Here is a 17,818-nt window from a genome sequence, read left to right as displayed (position 1 = left end):
CGGGGTGACCGCCTCAGGCGGGCAGGACGCTGCGCGCCGGCACCGGCACGAGCCGCCACGGGGTGCCGCCGACGGGCTCGCCGCGTGCCCCCTGCAGGTCGCGCGGCGCCACCAGCTCGCCCACCAGCAGGTGCGGTGCCGTCGACAGGACCACCCGGTCCTCGTCGTTCAGCAGCACGAAGCCGCCGGGCGCACGACCGAGCACCTGGAGCAGGTGCGCCTCGAACCGGCGCACGGGGACGTCGGCGCCCGCGACCCCGACGAACTCGCCGTCGACGACGACCGGTTCGGTCAGCGTGAGCAGGTACCGGCCGGTGCCGTGCACGTCGACGTAGGGCCCGACGACGTGCCGCTGCCCGGTGCGGCGCGGGACGTCGAACCAGGCGGTCGCCGTGTAGTCGTAGTAGCCCATGCTGGTGGGTCGCAGGTCGGGCTCCAGCGCGCGCAGCCGGCTGCCGTCCGGGTCGAGCTGCCACCACTCCAGCCGCAGCGGCCGGCCGGCGCGCGGTGCCACCACCAGGCCGAGGCCCACCGCCAGCTGCTCGCGGTCGAGCAGCAGGTCGCGCACCTCCGGACCGAGCACGGTGCGGTCGGCGGCGAGGTCGTCGTGCACCTCCGGCCGCAGGATCGAGGCGCGGACCGCGGCGACGGTGGCGAACACCCGCTCGACCACCGCGGCGACGGCGGCCCCGACGTGCGCGGCGTCGGTCACGAGACCTCCCGGTGGTCGTCGGCGCCGGCCGGCAGCCGCAGGCGCAGCTCGATCGACCAGTGCGTGCGGCGATCGATGTGCTGCTCGGTGAGGGTGCGGGCGCGGTCGGGGTCGCGGGCGTCGATCGCCTCGACCACCGCGTGGTGGTCGGCGACCATCTGCGCGAGCAGGCCCGGGGCGTGGGCCGGTGGCCACGGCAGCTGGCCCAGCTCGAGGTGCAGGTCCATCTCCTGCATGGTCAGCCGCACCGACTGCGCGCACGCGGCCAGCTCGATGTAGTACCGCCCCTCGGCCCGCCGCTGGTCAGGCACCGAGCCGGCCAGCGCGAGCCGGTCGACGATGTCGCGCAGCCGGGCGATCTCGGTGCGGGAGGCGCGGGCGGCCGCCAGCCGGGCGGCCGCGGCGGCCACGGCGGCGTGGGTGTCGCCCAGCTCGCGCAGGTCGGTGGTGCCCAGCTCGGACAGGCGCACCTCGGCCAGCTCGGCCAGCACGTCGTCGCGCGCCCGCACGAAGCTGCCGCCGCCACGACCGCGGCGCGTCTCGACCAGGCCGAACCCGCGCAGCTCGGCCAGCGCGTCGCGCAGCGTCATCGTCGAGACGTTCAGCATCGTGGCCAGCTCGGCCTCGGCCGGCAGCTGCTCGCCGTCACCGAGCAGGCCCAGGGCGATCGCGCTGCCGACCCGTCGCACGACGGCCTCGCTGCGCAGGGCGCCGTCGTCGAGGGGCGCGAAGACGGCGCGTCGCGCGTCACCGCTCAGCAGCTGCACCAGAGCCTCCCCGGGACCGGCACCGCCTCGGAACCGGTGCCCCAGTGTGGCACCGACAGATCCCGACGCTTAACCATTGAGTCCAGAGGTTTTCCCGGTTAGCGTGACCGCACGTTCGCCCCTGGACCGAGGAGGACCCGTGACGCAGGTCGACCCCGCACCGGCCCCGGGGGCGAGCCCCCGGGTCGACGCCCTGTCCGAGCCGTTCACCCCCGGCGCACCGTCGAACCCGCCGGAGGTGGCCGGGTTCCCCGAGACGCTGGCCGGCCCGGTGCCGCCGCCCGTGCAGGACGCCAGGACGGCCGAGTTCGTCGAGCAGTGGCGCAACGCCTCGTACAACTGCTTCTCGTCCGGCCACAAGTTCTGCCGCGAGGTGTGCCCGGTCACCCAGGTCACGCGCAACGAGTCGTGGACGCCGACCGCGTTCCACGCCAACGTCGTGGCGATGGAGCGCGGCGAGCTCGAGATCGCCGACGTCGCAGCGGACTACGTCAACTGCACCCAGTGCGGGGCGTGCGAGCTGCGCTGCCCCAACACGCTGTTCACCGGCGACTTCTACCGGTTCCGGACGCGGACGGTCGACGTCGTCAAGGCGGTCCGGACGCTGGCCGTCGAGAGCGGCGTCCACCAGCCGGAGTGGAGGAGCTGGAACGAGCGCACCGACCTGCGCACCCACGAGCCGGTGCTCGGCGAGACACCGGTCAGCCAGGAGCGCGTGCGCGACTGGTCCGACGGTCTCGACCTCCCGATCGGCGGTGAGACCGTGCTGTTCGTCGACTGCGAGGCGGCGTTCTACCGCACCTCGGTGCCGCGCGCGGTGGCGCAGGTGCTGCAGCTGGCCGGCTACGAGTTCGGGCTGATGCGCGAGCAGTGGTGCTGCGGCGGACCGGCCGCCGAGATGGGCTACGCCGAGCAGGCGCAGCGGTTCGCCCGGCACAACCTCGACGACTGGCGGGCGACGGGCACCAAGCGCGTCCTCGTGCTCGACCCGCACGACTACATCAGCTTCACCGAGGACTACCCGAGGTACTTCGGGGAGGAGTTCGACCTCGAGGTCGTGCTCGTCGTCGAGGTCTTCGCCCAGCTGCTGCGCGAGGGGCGGCTGGTGCCGAGCACGCCTGTGGACCGGGCGATCACGTACCACGACCCGTGTCGGCTCAACAAGCGCAAGGGCGTCTGGGAGGAGCCGCGCGAGCTGCTCCGCGCGATCCCCGGCCTGCGGTTCGAGGACGTCGACCGGGTGACCCAGTGGTCGTACTGCTCGGGCGGTGGCGGCGGGCTCCCGGTGGAGAAGCCGGAGCTGACGGCGAGGATCAGCGCGATGCGGCTCGAGCGCGCGGCCGAGCTCGACGTCGACACCCTGGTGAGCGCCTGCCCGTGGTCGGAGCGGCCGTTGTCGGAGGCGGGCGACGCCGAGGACATCGACGTGGTCGACCTGCACGAGCTGTTCGCGCAGTCGCTCGGCATCGAGGTCGGCGGGTCGCGGGGCGACGTGGGTGACCGGCGGCTGGCGCAGGAGCGCACCGGCGTGGCCGGCCGTGCCCGCCGCACGCGCGGGACCGGTTGCGGCGGAGGCGGTTGCGGCGGTGGTGGGGGCTGCGGGAGCGGCGCCGGCGGCTGCGGTTGCGGAGGCCACTGACGTGACGATCACCGAGCCCTTCACCACCGCGCCGTTGAGCGAGGACCGGCTGGCCACGCTGGTCGCCGCGCTGCGACCCCACCTGGCCGAGGAGCAGATCCTGCTCGGCAAGACCGACCGCTGGAACCGCGCGCGGGTGCCCGCACCGTTCCCGGTGCACCGCTGGGGCGAGCGGGTGCCGGACGTCGTGGTGCTGCCGACCTCGACCGAGCAGGTGGCGGCCGTGGTGCGGATCGCCAACGACCTGCGCATCCCGGTCGTGCCCCGCGACGGCGGCACCGGGCTGACCGACGGCGCGGTGCCCCACCACCGCGGGATCGTCGTCGACGTCAAGCGGATGAACCAGATCCACGAGCTCGACCTCGAGAACCGCACGGTCACCGTCGGCACCGGCATCAACATGCTCAAGCTGAACGAGCGGCTGGCGCAGCACGGGCTGTTCTACCCCGACGACCCGGCGTCGTATCCGTGCTCGCTGGTCGGTGGTCGGATCGGGACGAGCGGCTGGTCGCTCATCGGCGCGCGGTACGGGCACTCGCGCGACCTGGTGCTGAGCTTCGACCACGTGCTGCCGAGCGGCGAGGTGCTGCACGTCGGCGACGGCATCGGCCGCAAGATCAGCAAGTCGTCCAGCGGCTACTCGCTCAAGCACCTGTTCATGGGGCACCAGGGCACGCTGGGGATCGCCACGAGGGCGACGCTCAAGCTGTACCCGAAGCCCGAGGCCGAGCTCTCGCCGTTCTGGGCCTTCGACGACTACGACGCCGCCCACGCGTGCACCGGCGCCCTCGCCCGCGCCGGCGTCGCCACCTTCGCCGGCGCCGTGCTGTTCGACGAGCACAAGGTCGCCTACCTGCGCCGCGACGACGAGGCGTACATCCCGCAGCCCGCCGACGTCCGGGCGCTGGTGTGCGCCGTCATGTACGGCTACGAGGACGAGGTGCGGGCCGGCGGGAAGCGGCTGTTCCGGATCGCCAGGGAGCACGGCGCCCGGTACCTCGGCGACGAGATCTCCGAGGGCGACTGGGCCGCCCGGCACGACCGGTACGCGACGCCGCTGCACGGCCGCACCAAGGACGGCCAGGTCATCCCGATGTCGTGGCACTGCGAGGACGCCGCCGTGAACTTCACCGCGGTACCGGCCGTCTCGAGGGCGTGGCACGAGATCGTCGCCGACCTGCGCCGGAAGACCGACGTGTTCGACGACTGGGGGATGTTCGCCTACACCTCGGCCGACACCGGCGTCGACTACCTCACCGAGATCGACGTCGGCATCTGGGAGCAGCGGCTCGACGACGACGCCTGGGCGGCCTGGGTCCAGGCCAAGCGCGAGATCGCCGCCGTCGCACTGGCCCACGGCGGGTCGATGAGCGCCTGCCACGGCTCGTGCCGCGAGGGCGAGGTCGACCTGCTGCCGCAGGAGCTCGGGCGCGGCTTCGACGTCATGCTCGACGTCAAGCGCGCGCTCGACCCGAACAACATCATGAACCCGGGCAAGTACCTGCTCGACCGGGCGTACGAGGAGGGACGATGAGCACCGGGGACCAGCCGGCCGGACCGGCCGCGACCGCGCCGTACCGGTACGCCGACCAGCACAGCCCGCCCGAGCCGCAGCGGGTGAGCGAGGTGGCGCAGACGACCTTCGAGCACGTGTACGAGGTCGACCCGCGGCTGATGCAGACGCACGTGCTGCAGCAGACGTTCCCGAACTGGGACACGCTGCGGATCATGCGCAGCCGGCACGACCACCTCGACTGGATGCACCGGCACTTCGCCGAGCGGGTCGTCACCGGCTCGGCGCTTCTGGCGGAGGTCGAGGCCGAACCCGCCGCGCCCGGTCCCGCGCCGGCGGACGCCGGCTGAGTCACCGTCCGGACGCCGTCACCGCCCAGCCGGCGACGACGGGCACCACGGGCGCGACCGCGAGCCGCAGGGCTGCCGGGTGGCCGCCCGGGACGGGTTGCGGCGCGTCATCGCAACGGGTCCAGCGGTACCAGCTCGGGTGGGGCGGTCCCCGTCGCGACCTGCTGCGCCAGCAGGCGTCCGGTGAGCGGCCCGAGGGCGACCCCCCACATGCCGTGACCCCCCGCGACGAACACGCCAGAGGCGCTGGTGGCTCCCACCAGCGGCAGGCCGTCGGCGGTGCACGGCCGCGAGCCGACCCACTCGTCCTGGCGGTGGTCGAGGTCCGCGCCCCGGAGCAGCGGGCGCGTGGCGTCGACGATCGCGGCGACCCGGCGTCGGTCCAGCGGCGCGTCGGGCGGGCGGAACTCCATCATCCCGGCGACGCGCAGCCGGGTGCCTGTCGCCGTCCGCAGCGGCGTGCACGCCACCCGCTGGGTCGGGAAGTAGACCGGACCGGCGGGGACGTGCTCGGTCGCCACGCTGAAGGAGTAGCCACGCCCGGCCTGAACCGGTTGCCGCACACCGAACCTCCGTGCCAGGCCGCCCAGCCAGGCGCCGTGAGCGAGCACGATCGCGTCGTACCGCTCGGTGCCTGCCGACACGACGGGACCACCGGTCTCCGCGAACGTCACCTGGACCCCACCCGCGACCGGGACGACGTCGGTCACGGTCGAGCCCTCGGCGACCTGTCCACCTCGTGAGCGCACCGCCGCCGCGAGCGCGGCCAGGAAGTGCGGAGGATGGAGATAGCGCTGGCCGTGCAGCCGCACGGCGTACCCGACGCGTGCGGAGAGCGCCGGTTCGCCCGCCCGGGCCTGGTCGCCGGGGAGCAGGTCGTACTCGACGTCCTGGCCGGCGGCGCGGACGTGGTCGAGCTCCTCGATCAGGGCCGATGCCTCGTCGCGGGTGCGGAAGCAGGCGAGGAACGGGTCCGCGTGGTACGTCCGCGCATCCACGTCCGCACCGGTCATCTCGTCGAACGCGGCCAGGGCGAGCCGGTTCAACGGCGCGTACGCGCGCATGCCGAGACCCCACCGGCGCGAGGTGCTGCTCCGGGCGAAGCCCACGAGGAACCGCAGCAGCCACGGATCGGCGCGCGGCGGGACGTACACGGGCGACGACGGGCTGAGGACCGCCCGCACCCCGTACCGCAGCACGGCGGGCTCGGGCAGCGGGGCGGTCAGCCCGGGGGTGAGCCAGCCGGCGTTCCCCCACGAGCTGCCGGCGGCCACGCGGTCCCGGTCGTGGACGGTGACGTGCAGGCCGTGCTCCTGGAGGAACCAGGCGGTCGACAGTCCGACCACCCCGGCTCCGACGACGGCGACGTGCCGAGGCATGGTCCGGTCCTTCGTCGACGCGGGGGTCAGAGGCGGTCGCGAGCGGCGCAGGGGACGCAGGTCGCGACCCACGGACGCAGCTGCAGGCGCTGGGCGGGGATGGCCGTCTCGCACCGGGTGCATGCCCCGTAGAGTCCGGCGGCGAACCGGCGGCGAGCGGCGCGGACCTCCTGCAGGATGCGCCGGACGGACTCACGGTGGCTGATCGCCACGGGGTCGAGCTCCGACGCGGTCATCTCGTCGAGCTGCTGCTGCCGGCGGGCTTCGATACGGCGCAGCTGGTCGTCCACCCCGGCGTCCGCCGGGTGGGTGGGCGCGCCGGAGTGGTCGTGCGTGCTGGTCATGGTCAGGTCCTGTCGACACCGCGTCGCGGGCGACCCGGAGCGGCGCGGCGACGCGAGAGGAGGTGACGCCGGACGGCGTCACCTGGGTGGTGGGGATTCAGGACCGGACGGGCGGAGCGCGGTCGACGCTGCGACGCAGGACGTCGAGTCCGGTGATGCCGCGAGCCTGCTCGCTGAGCGCGATGGCGAGCAGCGCGGCGCCGGACGGGACGTGCGCAGGCAGGTGGCAGCGCTCGGTCGGGGCCGAGGGCGTGGCTGCCGGACGTGCCTGCATGCCCGGACCATAGCAACGTTCGGCAGGAAAGCCACTTCACCGCAACGGGTTCCCGGTCCCCGGACGGGGTGGCACGTCGTGGGTCCGCGCGGTGCGCGAGGATCGGCGGCGTGACTGCGACGCTGGTGGCCAAGGACCTCGCGGGTGGGCACGACCACCGCACGCTCTTCCACGACCTCTCGCTCACCGTGGCGCCGGGTGCCGTCGTCGGCGTCGTCGGGGCCAACGGCGCGGGCAAGTCCACCCTGCTGCGCCTGCTCGCCGGTGCCGAGGCGCCCCTGGCGGGCACGGTGTCGACCACCCCGCCCGACGCGTTCGTCGGCCTGCTCCCCCAGGAGCACGAGCGCGTGCCGGGCGAGACCGTCGCCGCCTACGTGGCGCGTCGCACCGGCGTCGCCGAGGCGACCGCGCAGATGGAGTCGGCGGCGGAGCACCTGGGGTCGGGCGAGCCCGGCGCCGACGACCGCTACGCCGCCGCCTTCGACCGCTGGATGGCCTCGGGTGCCACCGACCTCGACGACCGGCTGCCGCAGACGCTGGCCGACCTCGGCCTGCCGCTCGACGCCGACGCCCCCATGACCGGCCTGTCCGGCGGGCAGGCCGCGCGGGTGGCGCTGGCGGCGCTGCTGCTGAGCCGGTTCGACGTCGCGTTGCTCGACGAACCCACCAACGACCTCGACCTGGACGGCCTCGAGCGCCTCGAGGCGTTCGTGCAGGGGCTGCGCGGAGGCGTCGTCCTGGTGTCGCACGACCGCGAGTTCCTCAGCCGGTGCGTCACCACCGTGGTGGAGCTCGACCTCGCTCAGGACGCCGTCGTGGTCGTCGACGGCGGCTACGAGGCCTACCTGCACGAGCGCGAGGTGCGTCGCCGGCACGCGCGCGAGGACTACGAGGAGTTCGCGAGCACCCGCGCCGACCTCGTCGGACGCGCTCGGCGGCAACGGGAGTGGTCGTCGCAGGGTGTCCGCAACGCGATGCGCAAGAGCCCCGACAACGACAAGAACCGGCGGGCCGCGCAGACGGAGTCGAGCGAGAAGCAGGCGCGCAAGGTGCGGCAGATGGAGTCGCGCATCGCCCGCCTCGTCGAGGTCGAGGAGCCGCGCAAGGAGTGGCGGCTGCAGCTGACCATCGGCGAGGCGCCGCGCTCGAGCTCGGTCGTCGCCACGCTGCGCGAGGCCGTCGTGCGGCGAGGCGGCTTCACCCTCGGGCCGGTGAGCCTGCAGGTCGACGCCGGCGACCGCATCGGCGTCACGGGGCCGAACGGCGCCGGCAAGACGACCCTGCTGCGGACGCTGCTCGGGCGCGAGCAGCTCGACGCCGGTGCGTCCGCCCAGGGAGCCTCGCTGGCGCTCGGCGAGGTCGACCAGGCGCGCACGGTGCTGGCTGGTGACCCCGCGCGTCCGCTCGCCGACGCCTTCGAGGCCGAGGTGCCCGACCTGCCGACCGCCGAGGTGCGCACGCTGCTGGCGAAGTTCGGCCTGCGCGGCGACCACGTGACCCGTCCGGTCGGGTCGCTGTCCCCCGGTGAGCGCACCCGCGCGGCCCTCGCCCTGCTGCAGGGACGCGGCGTCAACGTGCTCGTCCTCGACGAGCCCACCAATCACCTCGACCTGCCGGCCATCGAGCAGCTCGAGCAGGCGCTGGCCGCCTACACGGGGACGCTGCTGCTCGTCTCGCACGACCGGCGCCTGCTCGAGGCGGTCGAGCTCACCCGCCGCTGGCACGTCGAGGGCGGCACCGTCCGGGAGGTGTGAACCGGCGGAGGGTCGATCAGCTCCCGAGGGTGCCGCGCACCAGGCTGTCGCCGGAGTGCGCGGGGTCGCCGTCGAGCGGCTCGTCGGAGATGTCGACGACCGGGAACTCCGCCAGGTCGAGGTCGCTCGGCAGCGCGAACGTCCCGCGGCTCTCGTCCAGGACGCCCAGCGGCACCAGGCGCGAGGCGGTCTCGTCGAGCAGCCAGACCTCGAGGAAGCCCTCGTCGGGCTGGGCGACGCCGTCGGTGGTGACCTCGAGCACGCGCCGGTCGCCGACCTCGCTCACCCGCGCCGAGCCGTGGACGGCGTCCGTCCCGAGGGCGAGCAGGTCGGTCGAGGCGAGCTCGGCGCCCCCGTCCTGGCGCGACCCGAGCGCCCAGCCGAGGGCTCCGGTGCCCACCGCGAGCACGACGGCGGCCGCTGCGGCGACGGGCCAGCGCCGTGACCGGGCCGGACGCAGCTCGACGACCGGTGCCGGGTCCGCAGGCTCGGGGTGGCGGGCCGGGAGGTCGGCGTCGAGCTCGGCCGCGATCGCGTCCCAGACCTGCGGCGGCGGCGGCGTGACGGGCGCGACCGAGGTGTCGCGCGCGGTGGCGACGAGGGCGCGCAGCTCCTCGAGCTCGAGCCGGCACGCGGGGCACGAACGCGCGTGCTGCTCGACCTCGGGGTCGGCGACGACCGCGGCGTCGAGGAGCACGTCGTGGTCAGGGTGCGTCACCACGCTCGCTCCTCTCCTGCTCGACGACGGCGCGCAGCTGGATCAGCGTGCGCCGCAGATGGCTCTTGACGGTGCCGAGCGGCATCCCGAGCCGCTCGGCGATCTGCTGGTGGGTGAGGTCCTCGAAGAACGCGAGGCGCACCACGGTGAGCTGGGGGTCGCGCAGCCCGGCCAGGTAGCCCTGGGCCACGACGCGGTCGGCGACCTCGTCCTCGAGGCCGTCGTGGGCGGGTGGCGCCGCTGCGCCGGGCACCGCGTCGAGGTCGGAGTCGACGAGCACCATCCGGCGGCGCGCGCGGGCTGCGAGGGCGTCGGCGACCTTGTGCCGGGTGATGCCCATCAGCCAGGCCGGCAGCGAGCCGTCCGACCGCAGCCGGTCGCGCGAGCGCCAGGCCGCCACGAACACCTGCTGGGTCACGTCCGGGGCGTCGTCCGGTCCGACGCGGCGCACGGCGACGCCGTGCACGAGACCCGACCAGCGGTCGTAGACCTCACGCAGGGCGTCCGCGTCGCCCGCGGTGAACCGCCTCACGAGGTCGCCGTCGTCGGTCGCGGGGGCCGGGGAGACGGCCGCCACCTCCTCTGCCACCACGGTGGTGACGGTAGGGGCGCTCACGGCGCCTGTCCTGTCGAGGTGCCGTTCGCCCCGGGATCGACCGGTTCGGCGACGACCACGACGTTGTCGCGGAAGCTGCCCAGCTCGGGCTGGAAGGGGCCACCGCAGGTGACGACCACGAGGCGGTGCGATCCGTCCCGGGCGAAGATGCGGTCGACCGGCAGCACCGACTTGGTGATGGTCTCCAGGCTCACCACGCGGTACGGCAGCAGCGCACCGGACGCCGTCCGGACCTCCAGCGCGTCGCCCACCTGCACCTCCGCGAGCGGCGCGAGCGCCCCGGGACCACCGGCTCGCGTGCTGACGTGGCCGGACAGCACCGTGTTGCCCTGCGCGGCGCCGGCCTCCGGACCCCAGCGGTACCACCCGATCGTCGCGCCGTCCCGCGGGATCTCGATCGCGCCGTCGTCCCTGGTGCCGACCGCCACGACCTCGGCGTCGACCCCGAGCGACGGGACGGCCAGCGACGCCGGCGGGTCGGACCGGACGACCGGCACCGTCGCCGTGGTGCGCCCCGGGCCGGTCGGAGCGGACGCCGAGATCGTCGGGGCGGCGGACGACGTCGCCGGCGAGGTGGGTGACGACGAGAGCACCTCAGACACAGGCGGTCCGGCGTCACGCGCTGGTGCGTCGGGCCAGAGGACCACGGCGGCCACCGCCGCCACCGCGGCGAGGAGCAGGCAGACGCCCACGGCTGCCCTGCGGCGTCCTGCGGCGCCTGCCTGCTCCATCGTCCTGGTCCTCCGCGCGCGTCCGACTCGGTCTCAGGCCCGCTGGCGACGGGCGACGGCGACCCCGCCGACGAGCAGCAGGCCGAGGGCGGCCGCACCCGCGAGCAGCGAGGCGTTCGGCGCGACCTCACCCGACGGGACGCCGGACGGCGACGAGTGCAGCCCGTCGATCGTCTGCACCGCGAGCGCCAGGTTGCCGGCCTCGGCGCTCCCCCAGGCGTACACGAAGGTCGCGGTGCCCTCGGCCAGGTTCAGGTCCGCCGGGCCGATCGCCACCGTGCTGGTGCCCGCGAGGACGACGTCGGCGCTCACGGTGCCCGCGTCGAGCACGAGGGTCTCCTCGTCCGGGTTCGTCAGCCCGTCGACGACCGGCGTGCCACCGGCGCGGACGTCGACCGCCGGCGCCGCGGCGGTGTGCCGCACCGTGAGGCGCGCCTTGCCGGCGTCCAGGGCCGACACGTCGTTGACGAACGGCGTCAGGGTCGGGGTACCCGTCTCGCCGAGGTGGGCGACGACGGTGACGTTCGCGCCGGCGGGCACGGTCGCGTCGGCGAGCTCGATCGCGGGGGTCGCCGTCGCCGGGTCGGCGCCGGCCTCGAACACCGCCAGGTCGTAGGTGCCGGCGGGCAGCTGGAGCGGGTCGGTGAGCGTGCCGGGGGTGAAGTCGGGGATCAGCTCCTCCCCGTTCGCGTACACGTCGACGGTGAGGCCGGGCACGGCGTGCAGCACCGAGACGGTGGCGTTGCCCGTGGTGGAGGCGGACGCGGGCAGGGCGAGCGCACCGACGGCCGCGGTCGTGGCGAGCGTCGCGAGGACGCGGGTGGTCTGCATGCTGGGACTCCCTCGGGGACGGACGTTCCCGGCGGCCGGGGTGGCCACCGCTGTCCCCCATGTCGTCCCGATCCCGCCGTCCGGATGCAGCCCGTCCGGATGCACCGTCGGTCAGCGCAGGCCGAGCATCTCCTCGCGCCGCGAGGTCTCGCGTGCCGTCCGGCTCAGGCTCTTGTCGACGTACAGGCGCCGGTCGGCGTGGGCGAGCCACTCGTCGAAGGACTCGCCCTCCCACTCGGCGGTGCCCGCGCTCCAGCGTCCCTCCGGATCGGCCGCACGCATCCGGTCGAGGACCGAGGCGGCCTCGACGGCCGTGGTCGCCGGGAGCAGCAGGACGAACTCGTCGCCGCCCTGGCGGCCGAGCACGTCGGACGGCCGGACGACCCGGCCCCAGGTCCGCGCGGTCGCAGTGAGCAGGTCGTCGCCGCGGGCGTGGCCGAAGGTGTCGTTGACGGCCTTGAAGTCGTCGAGGTCGATGACGGTGAGGCTCAGCGCCTCGCCCCGTCGCGACGCACGGCTCATCTCGGCCTCGGCCCGCTGCCGGAAGGCGGCCCGGGTCAGCAGGCCCGTGAGCGGGTCGTGGGTGGCCGAGCGGCGCAGGCGCTCCACGAGCGCGTGCACCGTGCCGGCGACGGCCGCCAGCGCGACCGTGACGAACCACCAGGTCTGGAACGCCGACGGCGCGTCGCTCAGCACGAGCCCCGCGGCGAACCCGGCCGCCACCAGCCCCAGGTGCACCGCGAGCGCGGCGCGGCGGAAGTAGAAGGCCGCGTAGAGCGCGACCCAGAAGTAGCTGGAGGCCGTCACCCCGGGGCCTGCGGCCGTCGTCGAGGTCGCGACGCACACCGTCACCGCCGTCGAGGCGATCCCGACCACGGCGTGCAGCACCGCGACCGGCAGGCGCCGGCGGGCGACCACCAGGCCGGACGCGATGAGCAGGGCGAGCGCGGCCAGCGCGAGACCGAGCCCGGTGGGGGCGGTGTCGCTGAACGGGACGACGACGGTGCCGAGGGTCACCAGACCCGCCCCGGCGCAGGCCGCGGCGAGCACCAGCACCTCGCTCCTGCCCGCCCGCTTCCCGCTCCGCACGCGACGTCTCCTGCCGGTCGACTCTCCTGTCCCTCGGTGTGTCGGCACGAACGGGCCCGGACCCAAGCCCGAGCGACGACCGGTCCACGTGCTGGACGCCGGCGTCCGACCCGCGGTCAGCGCGCGGCGTCGGCCTCGGCCGCGAGGGACGCCCCGGGCAGGACGCACACGGGGTCCTCCAGCTGCAGCACCATCGCGACCCGGCCGAAGCCGAGGAACTGGGCGCAGAGCATCGCCACCTCCACCACGCCGCGCTCGTCGAGGTGGGCGTGGAGCGCGTCCAGGTGCGGCTGCCCGATCGAGAAGTGGTCGCTCCCGAACGCGTACGCGAACTCCACGATCGCGCGGTCGCGCTCGTCGAGACCGGCCGTCCTGCCCTCCGAGACCCCGACGGCCTCGGTCTCGGTCAGGCCCTCCTCGAACGCCGCCGCAGAGCGTCCGGCCAGGCAGTTCGGGCACCTCGTGGTCCGCGCGATCGCGAGCCGCAGCAGCTCGCACGTCCGGTGCCCGAGCACCGTCCCGTACCGGATCGCGTTGTAGTACGCGAACAGCCGCTCGGCGTGGTCGGGTGCCTGGGCCATCACCTCGACGAAGGTGCGGCCCCCGGGTGAGGCCGGCTCCCACTGCTCGCGCAGCGCCGGCGTCAGGTCCTCGGGAGCGACGGGTCGGACGAGCACGGTGGCCTCCTCCAGCGGTGTCGCCGACGTCGATGTCAGCACCTTCGGCATACAAACATGAGTTGGCGTTGCGTGAAAACCCCTCTCCCTGATCATTCCATCTGCTCGAGCCGTTCTGGTTGTATACGGATGACCGCGCGTGACCGTCCACGACCCTGGGAGCGACGTGCACCTCATCACCACCACGCGACACCTCGACACACCGCCCACCGACGAGCAGGTCACCGAGCTGACCGAGCTCCTGCGCACCGAGGTGATCCCGCGCGCCCGCAGCCGTGACGGCATCCGGGCGCTCGCCTTCCTCCTGCCGCAGGACCGGTCGGTGCTCTACTCGTTCACGGTCTGGCCGGACCGCGAGACGATGCTGGCCGCCGAGGTGAGCGACCAGCACGTGACCAACAGCGTCGCGATCGAGCAGCTGCTCGGTGTCACGCGCCCGCGCGAGCAGCACCACTACGAGGTGCTCGCGTCGTTCGACGTCGGGACCGAGGAGCTCCCGTGACGACCGGCGACTACTCGCCGCAGCGGCTCGCCGACCGCGCCGCGATCAACGACACGATGCTGCGGTGGTGCCGCGGCGTCGACCGGCGCGACGTCGACCTGGTGCGCAGCGCGTTCCACCCCGACGCCACCGACAGCCACGGCCAGTACGAGGGCGGTGTCGACGGCCTGGTCGCGTGGATCCAGCAGCGGCACCGCACGATCTCGATGTCGATGCACCTGTGCACCAACATGACGATCGAGTTCGTCGACGACGACCACGCACTCGTCGAGACGTACTGCATCGCGGCGCAGCGCTACTCCGCCGCCACGCCCGAGGGACGCGAGGTCGTCGCCGCCATGGCCGGCGGCCGCGACCGCGGAGCAGGCGGCGACACCGACATGCTCGCGTTCGCGCGCTACCTCGACGAGTTCGAGCGCCGCGACGGGGCGTGGCTCATCGCCCGCCGGGCGGTCGTCCACGACAAGGTGGGGATGCAGGACGTGCCGGCGGACGCGCCGCAGCCGGGCGAGGGCTGGGTGGTCGGCACCCGCGACGCCGCCGACCCGGTGCTGGCACGGCGGTCCGCCCTCGGTCTCGGCGGACGCCCGCGGTGAGCACCCGCACCCCCAGGGCTCAGGGGGTCTCGGGCGCCGGCTCGGCCCACACCTCGCGGGCCAGCCGGAACGCCGTGTTCGCCGCCGGCACGCCGCAGTAGACCGCGGTCTGCAGCAGCACCTCGGCCACCTCGGCGTCCGGGACCCCGAGCCGGCGGGCGGCGCGCAGGTGCAGCACGAGCTCGTCGTGGTGCCCGCCCGCGACCAGTGCCGTGATCGTGACGAGCGACCGGGTGCGGTGGTCCAGTCCCGGCCGGGTCCACACGCTCCCCCAGGCGGTCTCGGTGACAAAGCGCTGGAAGTCGACGTCCGGTCCCGTCGCCGCCGCCGTGGCGCGGTCGACGTGCTCGTCACCGAGCACCTGCCGGCGCACCCGCATGCCGTCGTCGTACCTGCTCACGCTGCCTCCTCCAGCAGCTGCCGCAGCAGCCCCGCCACCGCCTGCGGTGCCTCCACCGGGGCCTGGTGCGCGACGTCGTCGAGCACCACGAGCCGGCCGTCGCGCACACCGAGCGCGATCTCCTCCAGCGACTCGGGCGGGCAGACGCGGTCGTGCGCACCCGCGACCGCGACGACCGGTGCGGTGATCTCCCCCAGCCGCTCCCGGACGTCGAACGAGCGCAGCAGGCCGCAGACGGCGACGTAGCCGTCGTCGTCGGTGGCGCGCAACGCGTCCAGCAGGGCCGCCGTGCCGACGGGGTCGCGCTGGAGCGCACCGGGTGCGAACCACCGTCCAGCCGTCGCGGCCACCAGCGACCCCGTGCCACCCGCCCGCACCTGCGCGACGCGCTCGTCCCACGTCCGGGCGTCGCCGATACGCGCACCGGTGCAGCAGAGCACGGCCCCCCGCACGCGGTCGGGTGCGTCCAGCAGCAGCTGCAGCCCGACGGCACCGCCGACGGAGACGCCGGCGTAGACGAACGGTCCGTCGACGCCGTCGAGCACCCGGCGGGCGAGCTCGCTCGCCGACAGGTCGGTCACCACCGTGCCCGCGTCGGTGCCGTGGCCGGGCAGGTCGTACGCCACGACGTCGACGTCCTCCGGCAGCAGCGGCAGGACGGGTCCCCAGCACGTCGCCGCCGAGGTGCCCAGCGACGGCCCGAGCACGAGCGTGGTCACCGGGTCCGCTCCGCCGCGGCGAGGTGCTCCGCCATCCGGTCGGGGTGCACCCGCAGGCCGGCGAGCAGCTCCGCGGTCTGCGACGCCGCGACGGCGGTGCGACGTGCCAGCAGCCGCAGGGTGTCCCACTCGGCGTGCCACGCGCCGTCGGCGCGCTCGTCGACCTGCTCCGCCGCGGCCAGGTGCAGGGTCGCCGCGAGCTGCGGCGTCGTCAGCGCCGCGCGCCGCACCAGCACCGACAGCACCGGGTTCGCCTTGTGCGGCATGGACGACGAGCGTCCCCCGACCGCCTCGGAGAGCTCGCCGACCTCGGGGCGCGACAGCTCGAGCACGTCGCGCGCCACCCGTCCGCAGGCGTCGGTGACCTCGACCAGCGCGTCCCCCGCGCGGGTGACCGGGAACCGCACGGTGTGCCACGACGGCGCGTCGTCGAGCCCGAGCCTCGCCGCCAGGTCGCCGGCGCGGCCCGTGCCGACCGGACCGCCGGACTGCGCCGGGAACCGCAGGCCGGCCAGGCCCCCGTCCGCGGCCTCGAGGGCCGCACGCCACGCACCGGCCTTGTGCCCGAACGTGATCGGGAGCGCCCACTGCGTCAGCGTCCGTCCCGTCATGGCCGTGCCACCGTGCGCCTCCACCAGCCGGTCCACCGCCGCGACGGCGCCGACCAGGTGCGTGCGCACCGAGCGCACGGCCTCGCGCAGCAGCAGCACCAGGGCGGTGTCCAGCACGTCCTGGCTCGTCAGCCCGTGGTGCAGCCCGACCACCCCCGGGTTGGCGGCGCGCAGCGCGTCGACGAGCGGCACGACCGGGTTCCCCCCGTCCTCGGCGTCCAGCGCGACGTCGGGGAGCACCAGGTCGACGCCGGCCCAGGCGGACTCGACGGCCACCATCGCCCCCACGAGGGCGGCGGCGGTGAACAGGTCCCCGGCGCGCTCGTCGCCGGGCCAGTACGGGGAGGCCACGACCTCAGTCTCCTCCGTGCCCGAGGAAGACGGTCTCGTCCGGTCCCTGCAGGTGCACGTCGAACCGCAGACCCTGGTCGTCCGCGACGCACACCAGCGTGCGCGCCCGGGCACCGGCCGCCGTCAGGACGCCGTCGGTGGCACCCGCGGCGAGCGGTGGGTAGGCGCGGGTGCGCAGCCGGTGCAGCAGACCCCGCGCGAACAGGGTGAGGGCGAAGAACGGCAGGGCGTCGTCGACGGCGCCGGGGACGACCGTGGTGAACGCGTAGCGCCCGTCGCCGTCGGTGGCGCACCGGCCGAAGCCGGTGAAGGTGCGGCCGTCGCGGCGCAGCGACCCGCTCGCGCGGGGGACGGCGCCGGCGCGGTCGGCCTGCCACAGCTCGAGCAGCGCGTCGGGCACGGGATCCCCGATGCCGTCGAGCACGCGACCGTGCAGCAGCACCGCGCCCGGTGCGCCGGCAGGCACCAGCAGGTGGCCCTCGGGGAGCACCAGCGCCCCGTGGAAGAACGGCCCGACGGTCTGGCCGGGCGTGGGCGCGGTCACGACGGCTCCACCGGCGTGCGGGTCGCTCCGTCCAGCACGACGTCCCACCGGTACCCGGTGGCCAGCTCGGGCACACCGACGCGGGGGTCGTACGTCGCCACCAGCCTCGCGCGCGCCGCGTCGGGCACGGACCTCGCGACCGGGTCGAGCGCCAGCAGCGGGTCACCGGGGAAGTACATCTGCGTGACGAGCCGCTGGGTGAAGTCGGTCCCGAACAGGCTGAAGTGGATGTGCGCCGGACGCCACGCGTCCCGGTGGTTGCGCCAGGGGTACGGCCCCGGCCTGACGGTGGTGAACCGGTACCACCCGTCGTCGTCGGTGAGGCAGCGTCCGGTGCCGGTGAACCACGGGTCGAGCGGGGCGGCGTGCTGGTCGTGCTGGTGCACGTAGCGCCCGGCGGCGTTCGCCTGCCAGACCTCGACGAGCTGCCCGCGGACAGGACGACCGGCACCGTCGACGACGCGTCCGGTCACCACCATCCGCTCCCCCACCGGCTCCCCGGCGCGCTGCGCCGTGAGGTCGGCCTCGACGGGATCGACCTCGCTGTGGCCGAAGCACGGCGCCCAGAGCTCGACGCCCTCGGGATCGGCCTGCTGCGGGTCCGTCGTGGGGTGCCGGAGCGCCGTCGAGCGGTACGGCGGGTAGTCGAGCCGCGGGTGCGTCCGGGCGTCGAGATCGACTGCGATCGCGTCCATCTCGGC

General features: G+C 74.8%; 22 protein-coding genes. 6 read left to right on the top strand and 16 right to left on the bottom strand.

Translation table 11 applies throughout. The features are described 5' to 3' along the window. Window positions 1-13: 13 nt before the first annotated feature. Both ACYVKY_RS21505 and ACYVKY_RS21500 read right to left on the bottom strand, forming a co-directional pair. Window positions 14-712, bottom strand: a complete 699-nt coding sequence (locus tag ACYVKY_RS21505) for a cache domain-containing protein (protein ID WP_460437024.1) — start codon at window positions 710-712, stop codon at window positions 14-16. Beyond that, on the bottom strand, window positions 709-1,479 hold the full coding sequence (locus ACYVKY_RS21500; RefSeq protein WP_460437023.1) for a FadR/GntR family transcriptional regulator: 771 nt from the start codon (window positions 1,477-1,479) through the stop codon (window positions 709-711). Before ACYVKY_RS21500 ends, ACYVKY_RS21505 begins: the two co-directional genes overlap by 4 nt. A gap of 139 nt (window positions 1,480-1,618) precedes the next feature. Here ACYVKY_RS21500 and ACYVKY_RS21495 point away from each other — a divergent pair, with 139 nt between their 5' ends. The 3 genes from ACYVKY_RS21495 to ACYVKY_RS21485 are packed head-to-tail and all read left to right on the top strand — an operon-like array spanning window position 1,619 to window position 4,981. Beyond that, window positions 1,619-3,118, top strand: a complete 1,500-nt coding sequence (locus tag ACYVKY_RS21495; protein ID WP_460437022.1) for a (Fe-S)-binding protein — start codon at window positions 1,619-1,621, stop codon at window positions 3,116-3,118. Between the two features lies 1 nt (window position 3,119). Beyond that, complete coding sequence (locus ACYVKY_RS21490) at window positions 3,120-4,652, top strand: FAD-binding oxidoreductase (protein WP_460437021.1); 1,533 nt, start codon at window positions 3,120-3,122, stop codon at window positions 4,650-4,652. Then, complete coding sequence (locus ACYVKY_RS21485) at window positions 4,649-4,981, top strand: hypothetical protein (RefSeq protein ID WP_460437020.1); 333 nt, start codon at window positions 4,649-4,651, stop codon at window positions 4,979-4,981. Before ACYVKY_RS21490 ends, ACYVKY_RS21485 begins: the two co-directional genes overlap by 4 nt. 107 nt (window positions 4,982-5,088) lie before the next feature. Here ACYVKY_RS21485 and ACYVKY_RS21480 read toward each other — a convergent pair whose 3' ends face one another. From ACYVKY_RS21480 to ACYVKY_RS21470, 3 genes are all read right to left on the bottom strand, one after another. Then, window positions 5,089-6,360: an NAD(P)/FAD-dependent oxidoreductase gene (locus ACYVKY_RS21480; protein WP_460437019.1), complete on the bottom strand. Its 1,272-nt coding sequence runs from the start codon at window positions 6,358-6,360 to the stop codon at window positions 5,089-5,091. A 26-nt stretch (window positions 6,361-6,386) separates the two neighbouring features. Further along, window positions 6,387-6,704 carry a TraR/DksA family transcriptional regulator gene (locus ACYVKY_RS21475; RefSeq protein ID WP_460437018.1) on the bottom strand — a complete coding sequence of 106 codons (318 nt, stop codon included), beginning with the start codon at window positions 6,702-6,704 and terminating at the stop codon, window positions 6,387-6,389. Between the two features lie 97 nt (window positions 6,705-6,801). After that, window positions 6,802-6,978: a hypothetical protein gene (locus ACYVKY_RS21470; RefSeq protein WP_460437017.1), complete on the bottom strand. Its 177-nt coding sequence runs from the start codon at window positions 6,976-6,978 to the stop codon at window positions 6,802-6,804. Window positions 6,979-7,088: 110 nt separating this feature from the next. On the opposite strand from ACYVKY_RS21470, the gene ACYVKY_RS21465 reads away from it, so the two are divergent. Further along, the gene (locus ACYVKY_RS21465) at window positions 7,089-8,732 is read left to right on the top strand and encodes an ABC-F family ATP-binding cassette domain-containing protein (protein ID WP_460437016.1); all 1,644 of its coding nucleotides are present in this window, start codon (window positions 7,089-7,091) and stop codon (window positions 8,730-8,732) included. Window positions 8,733-8,748: 16 nt separating this feature from the next. On the opposite strand, the gene ACYVKY_RS21460 is transcribed toward ACYVKY_RS21465, so the two are convergent. The 6 genes from ACYVKY_RS21460 to ACYVKY_RS21435 all read right to left on the bottom strand — a co-directional run bounded on the left by ACYVKY_RS21460 (window position 8,749) and on the right by ACYVKY_RS21435 (window position 13,394). Beyond that, window positions 8,749-9,450, bottom strand: a complete 702-nt coding sequence (locus ACYVKY_RS21460) for an anti-sigma factor domain-containing protein (protein ID WP_460437015.1) — start codon at window positions 9,448-9,450, stop codon at window positions 8,749-8,751. Next, window positions 9,437-10,066: an RNA polymerase sigma factor gene (locus ACYVKY_RS21455; RefSeq protein WP_460437014.1), complete on the bottom strand. Its 630-nt coding sequence runs from the start codon at window positions 10,064-10,066 to the stop codon at window positions 9,437-9,439. The genes ACYVKY_RS21460 and ACYVKY_RS21455 overlap by 14 nt, the downstream gene beginning before the upstream one ends. Beyond that, window positions 10,063-10,797 carry a class F sortase gene (locus ACYVKY_RS21450; protein WP_460437013.1) on the bottom strand — a complete coding sequence of 245 codons (735 nt, stop codon included), beginning with the start codon at window positions 10,795-10,797 and terminating at the stop codon, window positions 10,063-10,065. Before ACYVKY_RS21450 ends, ACYVKY_RS21455 begins: the two co-directional genes overlap by 4 nt. Before the next feature lie 33 nt (window positions 10,798-10,830). Further along, window positions 10,831-11,628: a DUF4397 domain-containing protein gene (locus ACYVKY_RS21445; RefSeq protein ID WP_460437012.1), complete on the bottom strand. Its 798-nt coding sequence runs from the start codon at window positions 11,626-11,628 to the stop codon at window positions 10,831-10,833. A gap of 111 nt (window positions 11,629-11,739) precedes the next feature. Continuing rightward, a complete protein-coding gene (locus ACYVKY_RS21440) occupies window positions 11,740-12,717 on the bottom strand; it encodes a GGDEF domain-containing protein (protein ID WP_460437011.1) in 978 nt (325 codons plus the stop codon). A 116-nt stretch (window positions 12,718-12,833) separates the two neighbouring features. Beyond that, complete coding sequence (locus ACYVKY_RS21435; RefSeq protein ID WP_460437010.1) at window positions 12,834-13,394, bottom strand: carboxymuconolactone decarboxylase family protein; 561 nt, start codon at window positions 13,392-13,394, stop codon at window positions 12,834-12,836. 139 nt (window positions 13,395-13,533) lie between these two features. On the opposite strand from ACYVKY_RS21435, the gene ACYVKY_RS21430 reads away from it, so the two are divergent. Beyond that, a complete protein-coding gene (locus ACYVKY_RS21430) occupies window positions 13,534-13,896 on the top strand; it encodes a hypothetical protein (protein ID WP_460437009.1) in 363 nt (120 codons plus the stop codon). Further along, window positions 13,893-14,492 (top strand): nuclear transport factor 2 family protein, encoded by a 600-nt coding sequence (locus ACYVKY_RS21425; RefSeq protein ID WP_460437008.1) that lies wholly within the window; start codon window positions 13,893-13,895, stop codon window positions 14,490-14,492. Before ACYVKY_RS21430 ends, ACYVKY_RS21425 begins: the two co-directional genes overlap by 4 nt. A gap of 19 nt (window positions 14,493-14,511) precedes the next feature. Here ACYVKY_RS21425 and pcaC read toward each other — a convergent pair whose 3' ends face one another. From pcaC to pcaH, 5 genes are read right to left on the bottom strand one after another with little or no spacing between them, the layout of a single operon-like run. Next, window positions 14,512-14,892 carry a carboxymuconolactone decarboxylase family protein gene (gene pcaC / locus ACYVKY_RS21420; RefSeq protein ID WP_460437007.1) on the bottom strand — a complete coding sequence of 127 codons (381 nt, stop codon included), beginning with the start codon at window positions 14,890-14,892 and terminating at the stop codon, window positions 14,512-14,514. Next, window positions 14,889-15,611 (bottom strand): alpha/beta hydrolase, encoded by a 723-nt coding sequence (locus ACYVKY_RS21415; RefSeq protein ID WP_460437006.1) that lies wholly within the window; start codon window positions 15,609-15,611, stop codon window positions 14,889-14,891. Before ACYVKY_RS21415 ends, pcaC begins: the two co-directional genes overlap by 4 nt. Continuing rightward, window positions 15,608-16,573, bottom strand: a complete 966-nt coding sequence (locus ACYVKY_RS21410) for a lyase family protein (protein ID WP_460437005.1) — start codon at window positions 16,571-16,573, stop codon at window positions 15,608-15,610. The genes ACYVKY_RS21415 and ACYVKY_RS21410 overlap by 4 nt, the downstream gene beginning before the upstream one ends. 4 nt (window positions 16,574-16,577) lie before the next feature. Beyond that, a complete protein-coding gene (gene pcaG / locus ACYVKY_RS21405; protein WP_460437004.1) occupies window positions 16,578-17,117 on the bottom strand; it encodes a peptidase associated/transthyretin-like domain-containing protein in 540 nt (179 codons plus the stop codon). After that, window positions 17,114-17,812, bottom strand: coding sequence for a protocatechuate 3,4-dioxygenase subunit beta (gene pcaH / locus ACYVKY_RS21400; RefSeq protein ID WP_460437043.1), 699 nt, complete (start codon window positions 17,810-17,812; stop codon window positions 17,114-17,116). Before pcaH ends, pcaG begins: the two co-directional genes overlap by 4 nt. Between the last annotated feature and the right edge of the window lie 6 nt (window positions 17,813-17,818).

The organism is Angustibacter speluncae, assembly GCF_054777815.1.
Note: the sequence above shows the minus strand (reverse complement) of the source record. Positions and strands in the feature narration are given on the sequence as shown.

Excerpts from the sequence above, each read along its gene's own strand:
- ACYVKY_RS21475 (WP_460437018.1), bottom strand. The coding sequence starts at position 6,704 with ATGACCAGCACGCACGACCACTCCGGCGCGCCCACCCACCCGGCGGAC.
- ACYVKY_RS21445 (WP_460437012.1), bottom strand. The coding sequence starts at position 11,628 with ATGCAGACCACCCGCGTCCTCGCGACGCTCGCCACGACCGCGGCCGTC.
- ACYVKY_RS21480 (WP_460437019.1), bottom strand. The coding sequence starts at position 6,360 with ATGCCTCGGCACGTCGCCGTCGTCGGAGCCGGGGTGGTCGGACTGTCG.
- ACYVKY_RS21450 (WP_460437013.1), bottom strand. The coding sequence starts at position 10,797 with ATGGAGCAGGCAGGCGCCGCAGGACGCCGCAGGGCAGCCGTGGGCGTC.
- ACYVKY_RS21470 (WP_460437017.1), bottom strand. The coding sequence starts at position 6,978 with ATGCAGGCACGTCCGGCAGCCACGCCCTCGGCCCCGACCGAGCGCTGC.
- pcaH (WP_460437043.1), bottom strand. The coding sequence starts at position 17,812 with ATGGACGCGATCGCAGTCGATCTCGACGCCCGGACGCACCCGCGGCTC.
- ACYVKY_RS21485 (WP_460437020.1), top strand. The coding sequence starts at position 4,649 with ATGAGCACCGGGGACCAGCCGGCCGGACCGGCCGCGACCGCGCCGTAC.